The following is a 13,678-nucleotide window of genomic DNA, read 5'->3' as shown; positions in this document are numbered from 1 at the left end:
CACTAATTTAATGAAGTTAATGGTTTTTTCATTATAGTTTTTGTTTTTCACTTAAGGCATTACATTTCGTGACCTTGATCTAAATTATCCATGGAATGCTATCTTTTAACCTTAATACTCAAAAATTAGTACTTTTTTGTTGTAAGTATGATTATTATGTGAAGTTAAAGTACATATGTTATAGGGAAATAGGTATGTCTGATATTGTAGAATCGGCATCTACAACAAAAAAGTACATTTGGGTGTTGGTTATCACTTGTATAGCATCAGTTCTTATCATTCTGATCCACCTTTATTTCTCTGTGCAGTTTGGTCAGCTACCAAGTATTTTGATACTGTTCACCGTCATATTAGCTAGTCTATTTTGTATGCTATTGCTTGATGAGCAACAGCATCGTTTATCTCTTAAAGTTGTCAATAATATACTTCAGAATATCACTGATTTTGTGGTGATAAAGGATGAGGAGGGGCGTTTTGTTTATGGTAATAAGAGCGTTGCTGAACTTTACGGGACTACTGAATCAGAGTTAGTTGGTAAAATTGATCATGATTTCACTGGTAACCTTGAGCAATCTGAAGCTATTTTAAACAATACAAAGTCAGTATTAAAGAAATTTGAAACAGTAGAAACTTTTGATGTTTCTATGGATATTAAAGAAAATAAAACTCACCATTTCCATTCTATTAAAATTCCATTTTACAATACAAAAAATCAATTACGATTATTTGTTATTTCAAAAGATGTCACTGATATTATCCAATTAAAAGAGGATTCAGAAAAAAATAAATCTCGATTGCAACATGTTCTAGGTGTGTCGGAGGAAGGTTTATGGGAGTGGAATCCACAAACGGGTGAAGTGGCCTATAACGAAAACTGGGAAGAGATGTCTGGTCTTTACGGAGATCAACAAACCTTTGAGGAATATGAAAAATGTATTCTTGAAGAGGACAAAGCCGCTGTATTTGATGCGATTACGGCATTATTGACTGATGATATTACTTTAAATATTAAATATCGTTTAAAACGACCTGACGGCAAAATTGTTTGGATATGGGATCGAGGTCGGATTGCTGAGCGAGATAAAGATAATAACCCCACCCTAGTCGTAGGACTTGCGCTTGATATAACCCAAGAAAAACTTAATCAGCAACGAATTCATGAGTTAGCTTATCACGACCAGTTAACCGGATTGTACAACCGTACTCAGTTTGAATTGCATTTACATGAGACTGTAAAACAGAGTCAGCAACAAAATAGGTATAGCGCCTTACTATTTCTAGATATCGATAAGTTTAAGTTGCTCAACGATAGTTATGGGCACTATATGGGGGATAAGCTTTTGTCGATTATAGCTGAAAAGCTATTACGCAATAGACAGGGCAATGAACTAATCTCTCGGTTTGGGGGAGATGAGTTTGTGGTAATTCTCCCGCTTATCGAAAGGCACTTAAATGCCGCAACTGCTTATACGACTAATTATGCTAATCAATTAATAAAGGTGTTGTCTGAAGCGGTTTCCTTGAAGAGTGATTTGCAAGATATTGACATCGAATATGAAGTAACGGCAAGCATGGGGGGGGTTATTTTTAACTCCAATGAGCTTCATGAAAATAAAGTATTGCAGCTAGCAGATATGGCGTTATATAGAGCAAAAGCTAACGGTGGTAACGAAGCTGTCATTCTAGATCCACAGACACAATATGACTTAAATCATAGCGGTGAATTACAAAAAGCGATGCGTCAATCTATCGATGATCATGAATTTTGTATTTATTTACAACCTAAATACTCTAACGAGCATAAAATTATCGGAGCAGAAGCACTGGTCCGTTGGCAACATCCTACTCTAGGCTTATTACTTCCTTATGATTTTATTAATATGGCTGAAGAGAGCAATTTAATTGTCCCTATTGGTATGGAAGTACTTGAACAAGCTTGTAAACAATTGCAAAAGTGGCAAGCTTCACCAAGCACAGCGGCGTTAACTATTGCGGTGAATTTAAGTGCAAAACAAATTTGGCAAAAAGATTTTGCTGAGAAGATTATCGAGGTTGTTAACCTTTATCATATTGATGCTAGCAAATTAATTATGGAAGTCACGGAGTCTATTTTTCTTAAGGATATTAAAGCTGCCACAAATAAGTTGAATAAACTTAAAGCCATTGGTATTTCAGTTTCGTTAGATGACTTTGGTACTGGCTTCTCATCCCTAAGCTACTTAAGAGACCTGCCTATAGATGAAATTAAAATTGACCGCTCTTTTATGAAAGATATTCATAATGACAAAAATGCATTAATGATGGTTAAGTCTATTGTTAATCTGGCTGATAACTTTAACTTAAAAGTTGTCACTGAAGGTGTTGAAAAAAAAGAACAATTGGATTTGTTGACCGAACTTGGTTTAGCCATCTTCCAAGGTTTCTATTTCAGCAAACCGATTCCTGCAAAGGAGTTAGATAAGTTAATTGATACAGTTAACCATTGATTAAACAGGTTACTGTCACTTGCTTTTAACTTTTAAACAGTTTTTGGTTACTCGAATGGATGTTAAGTACCAGGGGGAAGTGGAAATAAACAGCCTAATAAGTAAGCATTGTTAGGCTGTTAGAAAGTGATGTATTTAGTGTTAAAAAAGCATGTTAGCCCACTTTTAGGGGGGAGAACTTATAAACTTTCAGTAAAAGTACGCGTTAATACATCTTGCTGTTGCTCTGGTGTTAATGAGTTGAAGCGCACTGCATAACCTGATACGCGAATGGTTAATTGCGGGTATTTTTCAGGGTGCTTAATCGCATCTTCTAATGTTTCACGGCGTAATACATTAACGTTTAAGTGTTGACCACCTTCCTGCGCTGCTGGCGCTTCAATAGCTACTTCTTTGTATTGAATATCACCTAGTTCAGCCAAAGAGATAATTTGATCTTCTGCATATGTATTATCTTTTACACATAGGCAACGAGCTTGTGCATTTTCTTGATCTAATAACCAGAATGAATTTAATAATGCCGCGTTATCTGCTTGTGTAATTTGGATACCTAAAGCCATAATATTTCCCTTAATTTTGTTTAATGAATATGCCAGTTAAATTTACTGTTCATAACTGCTGATTAATTAATCTATTAATGATTATAGGGCTGGTTTTAAGGGATGTACAACACTATTCACCTACTTTATTTAAGGATTATTTGTATGTAAATTGAGCTGCATCAAGGAAGTTTACTAACTGTTTGTTTTTTATAAAAAACTTATGTTATTTAAATGTGAACAAATAAAGTTAATATTTAACAATAGCTTATATGTTATATTGTGCTTATAACATTTAGATAAACAGCAGGTGATTATGTCTTGGTCAGATTTTATAGCAGAACAACAACAGCAAACTTACTTCAATAAACTACAGCGATTTATTGATCAACAAGTTGACCAGGGAAAAACCATTTATCCATCTGAAAAAGATCGTTTTAATGCTTTTTTATTAACTGACTTAGACAAGGTTAAAGTAGTTATTCTAGGTCAGGATCCTTATCACGGAGCAGGGCAAGCGCATGGTCTAAGTTTTTCTGTTAAGCCCGGTATTAATCTACCGCCTTCTTTACGTAATATATACAAAGAGTTGGCCGATGACCTTGCTTGGGATGAACTACCAAGTGACGGTGATTTGAGCCATTGGGCAACACAAGGTGTATTGTTATTGAATACCGTGTTAACGGTAGAAGAGTCCAATGCGGGTAGCCATGCAAAGCAAGGTTGGGAAATATTTACAGATAATGTAATACAGCATATCAATGAACAAACTGAAGGCGTGGTTTTTTTATTATGGGGAAGCCATGCGATTAAAAAGTCGAGCATGATTGATCAACAAAAACACCATGTATTAACCGCTGTTCATCCATCACCTTTATCAGCTTATCGTGGATTTTTTGGCTGTAAACATTTTTCACAAACTAATAAGTTATTATCTGATCAAAATAAAAAGCCTATTAATTGGTAAAAATTGGTTGTTGGTTTTTTAATCGATTATTTATTGATGTGGCGCATAAGTTAACTCCGTCAATGTGTTTATTATTTATCAATACATTCATTAACAGGTGAAGTGACATGATTAATCGTATTCATAAAGATCATATTAATATTATGCAGTTATTGAAGGTGGTTGAGAATAAGGTAGCGATGCTAAAGATTGATGGCAATATTGATTATCAATTATTAAAATCGATTACCGATTATCTTAAAAGTTACGCAGATAAATATCATCACCCAATGGAAGATCTGATCTACGCTTATTACTTAAAATACAGAGTGGTATCAGATCAAGTAGCCAATCGTTTGGAAGAAGACCACCAGCAATTAAGTGAGTTAACAACGGAGCTAGACGATATGTTAAGTATGATATTACTAGATGCGATTATCCCTAAAGATATTTTTATAGAAAAGCTTGAAACTTTTGTGAATAAACAAAAACAGCATTTAAGTTATGAAGAGTTATCTATATTGCCCGCAATCCAAGCGAGTCTTACCCCTGATGATTGGGCGCATTTAAGTTTACAGTGGAAACAAAAAGAATATAGTGATCCATTGTTTGGTGACAGTATCAGTGATCGCTTTAAAACCTTATCCGAATATATTAATAGTAATACTGTTAATTAGTAGGTCCCTTATTGTTCAAAATTGAGGTAACAGAGCCCTTATCCATATGCATCACACTAGTCTCAATGATGATTAGTTCTGCAAATCATTCAGTATGACTGATCATCATTAAATACTTTTCTTTTTCAAAAAAACTGGCACTATTCGCATTCACTCCTTATCGCGATAAAAAGAGACCTTTTTATTCTCTCCAATCAAAGACGCAGTGTTGTTAGCTTAATTAAATCGACAATACGTTTTAGCTAGCATTATTTTAACAAGTAAAATAGACCAGTTAATTAGTGTAACTGGTGTTATTCATTTATTTAATAAGGGCACCGCTTTGTTAGCGTTAAAAAATGTCAGTCAGTTTTCTGAAAATAACTTTAATGATGATTCTTTATTTGCATTAATTGCACAGGGAATTGAATCCAATGGTTACAGTATTCTACCAACTGCATTACCTGAAGCATTAACTGAAACGTTGTTTACTCACCAACAACTGATGGAAGCAGATAAATTTAAAAATGCTGGAATAGGGCGTGGTAAAGAGTATTTAAAAAATGAATTTGTGAGAACCGATGCAATTAGTTGGATCACAGGTGAAACCGAAGCTGGAAAAGATTGGTTAAACTGGGTTGCAGGATTACAAAGTTATTTAAATCGTCGTTTGTTTTTAGGTTTGTTCTCATTTGAAAGTCACTTTGCTCATTACAGCCCTGGTGATTATTACAAACGCCATTATGATGCATTTAAAGGTGAGTCGAATCGTGTTTTATCATTGATTGTTTACTTTAACAGCCACTGGCTGCCAAACGATGGCGGTGAATTAGTGTTATATCAGGATCAACATGACCAAGTTGGTACAAAAGTCGTGCCATTAATGGGGACTATTGTGGCTTTTCTTAGTGAAGAGTTTCCACATGAGGTACTGGCTGCGAACCGTGATCGATATTCTATTGCTGGTTGGTTCAGGGTGAATACTTCGGTTACTGACCGAGTTGACCCTCCGCGTTAGTATTTTAAAAGTGGCATTAAAAGTAGTCACCGGGTGAGGCTGTCTATTTTTACAATGCCAAGTAAAGTTAACTGGAAAATAGGATTACGCTAGTTTTTTTAGCTCATTAATAATATCTTCTGGCTCAGAGCGAACGCGGTAATCAACGTCTACAAAACGCCATACTGCTGTGCCTTCTTTATCTAATATATAGGTTGCTGGGATCGGCATGATATTAGCGTTACCGTTATTGATTTTTTCAATGTCTAGATGACGATCAACCTTCATATGTTCTAATACAAAGTCTGGTACTTTCCACGCTACACCAAATTGTGCTGCAACATCTGCATTTTGATCTGACAATACTTCGAAAGTCATTTCACTGATCTCATTTTTAGTTAACGAGTCATCAGGTACTTCTGGACTGATGGCTATTAATTGAGCTCCCAGTCCATTAATTTGTTCTAAACGAGACTGTAAGGCTCTTAATTGCAGGTTACAGTAAGGGCACCAACTACCACGATAAAAAGTAACAATAACCGGGCCTTTTGCTAATAAGTCATCTAATGAGGTTAATTTTCCTTGCTGGTTTGGTAAGGTAAAACGCGGTGCTTTATCCCCTAGTTTGAGTGCATTACTACCTTCTTTGAATGATTTAGCTTCCTTGATAACGTCATCAATCCCTCTCATAAATTCAGGGTTACCTTTACGGCCTGCTGCAATTTTAGCATCAGTTTGTTCTCTTAATGTTGTCATCTTTTTTTCCTAATCAGCTGATGGAAGTTAAGGGGGAGCTCTTTTATTTAAGGGTTAGAAAATAAAAGAACAAGTGTTCAATAACCTATCAGGAAGTGTTATAAAAAACAACGTTACTATCATGCCAATCACGCTAATTAATCGTTTTAGTTTATTTGTTAAACTCAGTTATTTTCTCTACACAAAATTTAGCACTCTTATCTAATATAATTGGTATTATTCAATCTCATTTATACTGAGCCATTAAATATGGATGAATAGCCTTGTTAATCAAGGTGATAACGATTAAAGGATTAAGTATGTCATTTGAATCTGCAATTACATTTTTTATTGCAATCTTTATTTTTGGTATTACACCGGGCCCAGGTGTCTTTGCCGTTTTAGCTAGAGCAATGGTCAGCGGCCCTAAAAGCACGGCAATGTTGATTTTAGGTATGATAGCCAGTGATGTGCTTTATCTTATTTTAGCGTGTTTAGGGTTAGCTGCTGTTGCAACTAATTGGTCGGAAGTGTTTATTGCTATTCGTTATATAGGTGCTGGTTATCTGATCTACCTCGGTTATCAGATGTTTAATGCTTTGCCTCCATTGCAAGGTAATATGAAAATAGAAGAGGATGTTGTGAAAAATCCTGCGCGTTTTTCTGGTTTTATACAAGGGTTCCTCATTTCAGTGTCTAATCCGAAAGTTATCCTATTCTATATTTCATTTTTACCGACTTTTATTAATTTAAATGTGCTGACCTCTTCGGATATTTTATTAGTGTCAGTACTTTCTGCATTTGCTTTGTTTGCAGGGTTAATACTAATTGCAATTGGTGCGAGTCGAATGGCTAATTTGTTAAAAACACCAAGTGCTCATAAAAAATTAAATCGAGTAGCGGGGGGTATTATGATATTGGCGGGATTGTACTTGGTATTGAGGTAAGAAAAACATTAGTTAATGTGTCAGTGATAAGTGTATTACCTGTGTAATAGACGGGTAATACACTTACTGCTACTATTTCTCCATTAACAGTTTAACTGCCAAGCCAATCAATACTACCCCTGTTAAACGTTCCATCATCAGTTGTGTTTTTCCTCCATCGAAACGTTTCTTAGCAGCGACAATCATACGGCTAATAAAGGCTTGCCAACAAAGTGCAATCACGAAATGAATGGCTGCCATCAATAATGATTGCATGAAAGCAGAGTACTCTGGGTTAATGAATTGCGGTAAAAACGCTAAGTAAAATATGGCTGTTTTTGGATTTAATGCATTCGACAGTAAACCTTCTCGAAAGCTTCTTGTTGCTTTAAAACTACCTTGGCTACCGAATTTTTCAGGATCTTTAGCTGAAGCAAAGAAGCTGTGTCTTAAACCTTGAATTCCTAAATACAGGATATACAGGGCACCAATCATCTTCACGGCTTGGAATAATTGTGGTGATTGTGAAAGTAATAATGAGATACCAACGGCAGATAAGGTGGCATGGAAGAATAAGCCAAAACAGATTCCAACATTTGTCACAAATCCATCCTTTTCTCCACCTCGAGTGGTATTGCGAATGACTAATGCGGTGTCCAGTCCTGGAGTCAGGGTTAAGATAGTAATGGCGATCAGAAAAGCTTCAATATGTAAGATTGGCATTGGCGGTCCATTTTTCTGGTGTTGTTTTTAGTTATCAAAAAGCTAACATCTTAATGAGTAGATGCAGCATCCATGTTGAATTTATTCGTTGGCAGGCAACGGTTTAATATAAAACTGAATATCAGGTAGGTCAATATAATATCAAGTACTGTATTGAAATGATGTTGTTAGAATAAATTGAACGTTATAATGAAAAATGACAGATACTTAAATCCATATGGCTAAGTATCTGTGCTTAATGTCAGAGCAGTAGCTAAATAGTGGTTTGTTATTGCCAGTAACTTTCCATCCAGCTTTCTAAAATCAACGCGGCGGATACACTATCTACTTTGCCTTTTTCTAAGGCTTTATAACCACCTCGCTCAAAAATAAATTCTTTGGCACTCGCAGTAGTTAAACGCTCATCTTGAAATGCGACTTTGGCACCAAAACGCCCAGATAGTCGGTTACCAAACTTCTTTGCTCTTTGGGTAATTGGTTGCTCTGTACCATCCATATTTAAGGGTAAACCAACAACAATAAGGTCGGGTTTCCATTCTTTAATGACATGTTCAACAGTGTCCCAATTAGGAATGCCATCATTGGCTTTGATTGCTGCGAGAGGTTGAGCGGTAGCAGTGATCATTTGTCCTGTTGCAACACCGATACTTTTGGTACCAAAGTCAAACCCCAACAGGGCATTAGGGGCTTTTGTTTCTGTTGTCATTATGCGTGGCCTATTTCGCTACTTAATTGTAATGGGTCTACGCCTAATTTTTGTAAGGAGCTAGCCCAGCGTTGTTCTGCAGGTGTATTGAAGATGATGTCATGTTCAAAGTTAATGGTAAGCCACTGATTTTTAACCATCTCTTCTTCTAATTGTCCTGAATCCCAACTGGCATAACCTAGAGTGACCATATAGTTAGTTGGCTCATGAGTTGTGCCTAAAGATGACAACACTGTATTTGAGTTAGACATCATTAAGTGCTCATTCAGTACGGTGCTTTGTGCGCCAGTATCACTGGTTGGGCTATGCAATACAAAGCCTCTATCCATATCTAATGGACCACCTAAAAACACGGGGTTTTTAAGAGGCGGATTTGGTTCATGGTCAATGCTTTCAGCATTTTTTAATAACTCTTGTACGGTTAGTTTAACCGGGTAGTTGATAATAAAACCCATTGCCCCTAACTCGTCATGTTCACAGATATAAACTACTGATTGTTTGAAGTAAGGATCTGTTAAAGAAGGCATCGCAATCAAAAAATGGTTTTTTAAAGAAGCAATCACTTCCGTTTGCGTATTTTCATCGGTAAGTTTAATTTCAGCATCAACAGAAGATACCTCCAATGAAGGATCAACCTCTGGATCGGAAAAAGGGGGTTTTGTTTTATCGATAGTCATATGCTTCTCCATGAATTTTGAATACATTGACAATATCTTCTGTGTTTAGACTATAACAATGTATTCAAATTAATAGGGATTTTTAGGTCTATTTAAGCACCTTTTACACGCTTCTCAATGGCATCCATTAATTTGCCACTGATGTTAGTACCATAAGCGTTGTCAATCTCTTGGATACACGTTGGGCTTGTTACATTGATTTCAGTGACTTTATCACCAATGACGTCTAAACCAACAAAGATTAAGCCTTTCTCTTTTAACTTAGGCCCGATGGTATTTGCAATATGCCAATCTGATTCAGATAATGGCTGTGCTACACCTCGACCGCCAGCTGCTAAGTTACCACGTGTTTCACCTTTTGCTGGAATACGTGCTAATGCATAAGGCATTGGTTCACCGTCAACGATCAAGATACGTTTATCACCGTCTTTGATTTCAGGGATAAATGCTTGTGCCATACAATAACGTTGTTGATGCTCGGTTAGTGTCTCGATGATTACACCTACGTTGCTGTCATTTTCTTTAATACGGAAAATAGATGCGCCACCCATTCCATCTAATGGTTTTAGGATAACGTCTTTGTGCTTAGCGTGAAATTCACGAATTTTTTCAGCACTGCGTGTCACTAAGGTAATTGGTGTGAATTCACTGAACCAAGCGGTAAACAGCTTTTCATTGGCATCACGAAGACTTTGTGGTTTGTTAACGATTAAACAACCCTCATCTTCTGCGCGCTCTAATAGATAAGTGGCATAGATATATTCGGTATCAAAAGGTGGATCTTTACGCATTAATACGGCGTCTAAATCAGATAATGGATGCGTTACTGATTCTTCTAATTGATAAAAATCACCTTCTTTACGTTGAACAGTTAGTTTTTTGCTAGTTGCAAAACAGCGACCGTTTTCTAGGTGTAAATCTTTCATTTCTAAATAGTATAATTCCCAACCACGTGATTGAGCTTCTAATAACATCGCAAAACTTGAGTCTTTTTTAATATTAACGTCAGCGATGGGATCCATCACGATACCAATTTTAATGGTCATATAATTTCCTATTGATAATAAATTAAGCTAAATCGCCAAAACGACATTGTAATGCAGTAATCGCAGTTAATGCCGCTGTTTCAGTACGTAAAACTCGCGGCCCTAATAATGTTTCTGTAAATGCTAAGGTCTCTGTTAGGGTGATTTCTTCGTCACTAAATCCACCTTCAGGCCCAATCAATAAACGTACATGCTGGATATCGTCGGGTAATGTATTCATTGAATATTTAGCACGTGGATGTAGGGTTAACTTACAGCAATCGACAGGCTCTTCACTCCACTCTGTTAAGGATACAACAGGATGGATTGTAGGGACGATATTTCTACCTGATTGTTCACAGGCCGCAATGGCTATTTTTTGCCATTGTTGTTGTTTTTTCGCCATACGTTCAGCATTTAATTTAACACCGCAACGTTCACTGACTAATGGCGTTATTTCGTTTACCCCTAACTCTACTGCTTTTTGTACCACAAACTCCATTCTGTCACCACGAGAGATAACTTGCCCTAAATGTAAATACAGAGGACTTTCATTATCAGTTGCTTGGAATGCGTTTATTTGCGCTTTACAACTTCGCTTTTGTACCTCAGTAAGTTGTGCTGAAAACTGTCCACCTTGTCCATTAAACAAAGTAACTTGATCGCCTTGGTTAAGACGCAAAACACGAATATGTTGAGCAGCATCATCAGAAAGTGTAATGATGCTGTTTTCTGCTAACTGTTGTGGTTCATAAAAACGAGGGTTGCGCATAACGGGTCTTTTTTGTTGTAAATAATAGCTAGTATAGCGCGAAAACTTTCTATGTCGCCATCGATGAAAGGTTAATTATTCCTATTTAATACAAGCTTTTAGTCTATTCGCTGATTTTTGCCGCAGTGAACCTTAACGCTCGCGTTTTTAATATGCTTTCCTTAATACCAATTGTTGGCAAGATATGGGATACTTTTGCTCTTTTATTTTCTGTGTAAAGTCTGGGAACTTGATATGTCTAACTCTAAGTTAAAAAGTATTACCACTGATCCGAAACGTGGCGTTTATTTCATTGGTACTACACCTCCAAAAAAAGATACTGATTTAGAGCTGGTTTCTGGCATTGCAGATAAATTGTTAGGGCGTTTAGATGAGATAGAATATGACGGTTTAATCGTTTACGATATTCAAGATGAAACATCTCGTACTGATAAACCCCGCCCATTTCCTTTTAAATATACTCATGATTCGCGTTTATATTCGAAATTATTACACGATAAAGTAAATAAACCCGTTATTACCTATAAAAGTGTATCGCAACGTGATGCTGCTGATTTTACTGCGTGGTTATCTGATGCTTGGCATCAATTTTCAGTGCGTGATTTGGTATTAGTTGGCTCTCCTTCATCAGAAGGGGACATTAAACTGTCTTTGAATGATGCTTATAAAACGCTTGAAGACCATCCTCAAGATTTTTATTTAGGTGGTGTGACGATTGCTGAGCGCCATGTTGCTAAGGGGAATGAACACCTTCGTTTACGTAATAAGCAAGACCAAGGTTGTGAGTACTTTATTACCCAAGCGGTATACAATGCGCAAGCGACTATTGATCTATTAACTCGTTATGCAAGTGAATGTAAGCAACAAGGTATTCAACCAAAACGTGTTATTTTAACTTTTTCTCCATGTGGCAGCGCTAAAACCTTAGAGTTTATCGAGTGGTTAGGGATTTCTGTACCGGAAGCAACATCATTGCGTATTTTAGCGTCGGATAACCCGTTAAAAGAATCACTACAAATCAGTCGTAATAACTTTGAGCAAATATTACAGGCGGTATTACCTTTAAATATTCCGCTCGGATTAAACATCGAAAGTTTAACCAATCGCAAAGAAGAGATAGATGCTGCTATATTATTATTCAAACTTCTTAAAGCCACGTTAGATCTAAAACTGGCTGAATCTCAACTATAGGTCGAGTACACCATGAGCTTGTCGAAGGAAGCACAAACGGAATTGACACGGGTAGCCGTGTTTGCAGGACAGATTTTACATCAACATGGTGCTGAAAGCCGCCTGATTGAACAAACCACACAACGCATTGGTTTGGCGCTAGGTGCAGATAATATAGAGTTATCTGTTAGTCCTGATGCCATTGTCATTACCAGTTTGTCGGACGGTCATTGTGTCACTACCACAAGACGTTGCTTTGATCGTGGTATTAATATGCAAATGGTTTGTGAAGTTCAGCGTATTTGTGTGATGGCTGAAAAGCAGCTATTGGATGTGAGAGATGTAAAAAAACGTTTAAAACGTTTAATTCCGTTCAAGCATAACCGCTGGCTGGTGGTATTAATGATTGGCTTTTCATGTGCAAGTTTTAGCCACTTTTTCGGCGGTGACCGTGCAGCTTACTGGGTTACTTTTGTAGCTGCTGCTCTTGCTATGATCCTCCGTCAAGAGCTCGCTCATCGACATCATAATCCCTTTGTTAATTTTGCTGCTGCGGCTTTTGTCGCAACGACTATCACCAGTTTTGGGGTGATATTTGAAGCTGGTGAGAACCCACAAATTGCAATGGCAGCCAGTGTATTACTATTGGTGCCTGGTTTTCCCTTAATTAACTCAGTGTCAGATATGCTCAAAGGGCATATTAATATGGGCATAGCACGTTGGGTGTTTGCGACACTATTAGCTATTAGTGTATCCATTGGTATCGTCGCTTCGATGACACTAGTGGGTGTGTCAGGGTGGACTAGCTAATGATTGAATTACTTTATCTGTTATTAGAAGATGCATGGTTTGCCTGGATACCTGCAGTCGGTTTTGCAATGGTGTTTAATGTACCGCGTCATATGTTAATTTACTGCGCTATCGGTGGTGCTTTAACGCATAGTTCGCGTTTTTTATTAATGCATTACGGTGTACCAATTGAATGGGCGACTTTTATTGTTTCTGCGAATATGGGGTTCTTAGGTCTGTATTGGTCACGTAAACACCTTATTCCAAGACCAGTTTTTACAGTTGCTTCGGTTATTCCGATGATCCCCGGTAGTTATGCTTTTACCGCAATGATTGCTTTAGTTGAAATCAATACTACGGGTTATAGTTTAGGGTTAATGCAATTGGTGACGGAAAATGGCTTACGCACTTTATTTATCCTAACCGCGTTAAGTTTTGGTTTGGCATTACCGTCTATTCTTATCTACCGTGGTCGACCTATTGTTTAATCTAGCGTTGCTTATAGATTAGGCTAGATTGGTATTAATAATA

The 13,678-nt window shown here is 37.0% G+C and carries 15 protein-coding genes; 8 read left to right on the top strand and 7 right to left on the bottom strand.

Annotated elements, in window-relative coordinates; translation table 11 throughout:
• Nucleotides 1-194: 194 nt before the first annotated feature.
• Nucleotides 195-2,486 carry a GGDEF domain-containing phosphodiesterase gene (locus tag OW492_RS03745; protein ID WP_290038528.1) on the top strand — a complete coding sequence of 764 codons (2,292 nt, stop codon included), beginning with the start codon at nt 195-197 and terminating at the stop codon, nt 2,484-2,486.
• Between the two features lie 179 nt (nt 2,487-2,665).
• Here OW492_RS03745 and grcA read toward each other — a convergent pair whose 3' ends face one another.
• Nucleotides 2,666-3,046 carry an autonomous glycyl radical cofactor GrcA gene (gene grcA / locus OW492_RS03740; protein ID WP_290038527.1) on the bottom strand — a complete coding sequence of 127 codons (381 nt, stop codon included), beginning with the start codon at nt 3,044-3,046 and terminating at the stop codon, nt 2,666-2,668.
• 292 nt (nt 3,047-3,338) lie between these two features.
• Between grcA and ung the strand changes: the two genes are divergently transcribed.
• The 3 genes from ung to OW492_RS03725 all read left to right on the top strand — a co-directional run bounded on the left by ung (nt 3,339) and on the right by OW492_RS03725 (nt 5,645).
• Nucleotides 3,339-3,992 (top strand): uracil-DNA glycosylase, encoded by a 654-nt coding sequence (gene ung / locus OW492_RS03735; RefSeq protein ID WP_290038811.1) that lies wholly within the window; start codon nt 3,339-3,341, stop codon nt 3,990-3,992.
• Nucleotides 3,993-4,099: 107 nt separating this feature from the next.
• Nucleotides 4,100-4,648: a hemerythrin domain-containing protein gene (locus tag OW492_RS03730; RefSeq protein WP_290038526.1), complete on the top strand. Its 549-nt coding sequence runs from the start codon at nt 4,100-4,102 to the stop codon at nt 4,646-4,648.
• Nucleotides 4,649-4,970: 322 nt separating this feature from the next.
• Nucleotides 4,971-5,645, top strand: a complete 675-nt coding sequence (locus OW492_RS03725) for a 2OG-Fe(II) oxygenase (protein WP_290038524.1) — start codon at nt 4,971-4,973, stop codon at nt 5,643-5,645.
• A gap of 84 nt (nt 5,646-5,729) precedes the next feature.
• Here the strand turns inward: OW492_RS03725 and OW492_RS03720 are convergent, their stop codons facing one another.
• A complete protein-coding gene (locus tag OW492_RS03720) occupies nt 5,730-6,380 on the bottom strand; it encodes a peroxiredoxin-like family protein (protein ID WP_290038522.1) in 651 nt (216 codons plus the stop codon).
• A gap of 299 nt (nt 6,381-6,679) precedes the next feature.
• On the opposite strand from OW492_RS03720, the gene OW492_RS03715 reads away from it, so the two are divergent.
• Nucleotides 6,680-7,306 carry a LysE family translocator gene (locus tag OW492_RS03715; RefSeq protein WP_290038521.1) on the top strand — a complete coding sequence of 209 codons (627 nt, stop codon included), beginning with the start codon at nt 6,680-6,682 and terminating at the stop codon, nt 7,304-7,306.
• 72 nt (nt 7,307-7,378) lie between these two features.
• On the opposite strand, the gene OW492_RS03710 is transcribed toward OW492_RS03715, so the two are convergent.
• From OW492_RS03710 to rsmE, 5 genes are all read right to left on the bottom strand, one after another.
• Nucleotides 7,379-8,008, bottom strand: a complete 630-nt coding sequence (locus OW492_RS03710; protein ID WP_290038520.1) for a LysE family translocator — start codon at nt 8,006-8,008, stop codon at nt 7,379-7,381.
• 268 nt (nt 8,009-8,276) lie between these two features.
• Nucleotides 8,277-8,714 (bottom strand): Holliday junction resolvase RuvX, encoded by a 438-nt coding sequence (ruvX, locus tag OW492_RS03705; RefSeq protein WP_290038519.1) that lies wholly within the window; start codon nt 8,712-8,714, stop codon nt 8,277-8,279.
• A complete protein-coding gene (locus OW492_RS03700; protein WP_354669213.1) occupies nt 8,714-9,391 on the bottom strand; it encodes a YqgE/AlgH family protein in 678 nt (225 codons plus the stop codon). The genes ruvX and OW492_RS03700 overlap by 1 nt, the downstream gene beginning before the upstream one ends.
• Before the next feature lie 92 nt (nt 9,392-9,483).
• A complete protein-coding gene (gene gshB, locus OW492_RS03695; RefSeq protein ID WP_290038517.1) occupies nt 9,484-10,437 on the bottom strand; it encodes a glutathione synthase in 954 nt (317 codons plus the stop codon).
• Nucleotides 10,438-10,459: 22 nt separating this feature from the next.
• On the bottom strand, nt 10,460-11,188 hold the full coding sequence (gene rsmE, locus OW492_RS03690; RefSeq protein ID WP_290038515.1) for a 16S rRNA (uracil(1498)-N(3))-methyltransferase: 729 nt from the start codon (nt 11,186-11,188) through the stop codon (nt 10,460-10,462).
• A 234-nt stretch (nt 11,189-11,422) separates the two neighbouring features.
• Between rsmE and OW492_RS03685 the strand changes: the two genes are divergently transcribed.
• The 3 genes from OW492_RS03685 to OW492_RS03675 are packed head-to-tail and all read left to right on the top strand — an operon-like array spanning nt 11,423 to nt 13,635.
• Nucleotides 11,423-12,379, top strand: a complete 957-nt coding sequence (locus OW492_RS03685) for a hypothetical protein (RefSeq protein ID WP_290038514.1) — start codon at nt 11,423-11,425, stop codon at nt 12,377-12,379.
• A 12-nt stretch (nt 12,380-12,391) separates the two neighbouring features.
• Nucleotides 12,392-13,168, top strand: a complete 777-nt coding sequence (locus tag OW492_RS03680; RefSeq protein ID WP_290038512.1) for a threonine/serine exporter family protein — start codon at nt 12,392-12,394, stop codon at nt 13,166-13,168.
• Nucleotides 13,168-13,635, top strand: a complete 468-nt coding sequence (locus OW492_RS03675) for a threonine/serine exporter family protein (RefSeq protein WP_290038511.1) — start codon at nt 13,168-13,170, stop codon at nt 13,633-13,635. Before OW492_RS03680 ends, OW492_RS03675 begins: the two co-directional genes overlap by 1 nt.
• The last annotated feature ends 43 nt before the right edge of the window (nt 13,636-13,678 follow it).

This window comes from Psychromonas sp. 14N.309.X.WAT.B.A12, from assembly GCF_030397575.1.
Lineage (GTDB): Bacteria > Pseudomonadota > Gammaproteobacteria > Enterobacterales > Psychromonadaceae > Psychromonas.
This window is presented reverse-complemented; position numbering and strand designations above follow the sequence as displayed.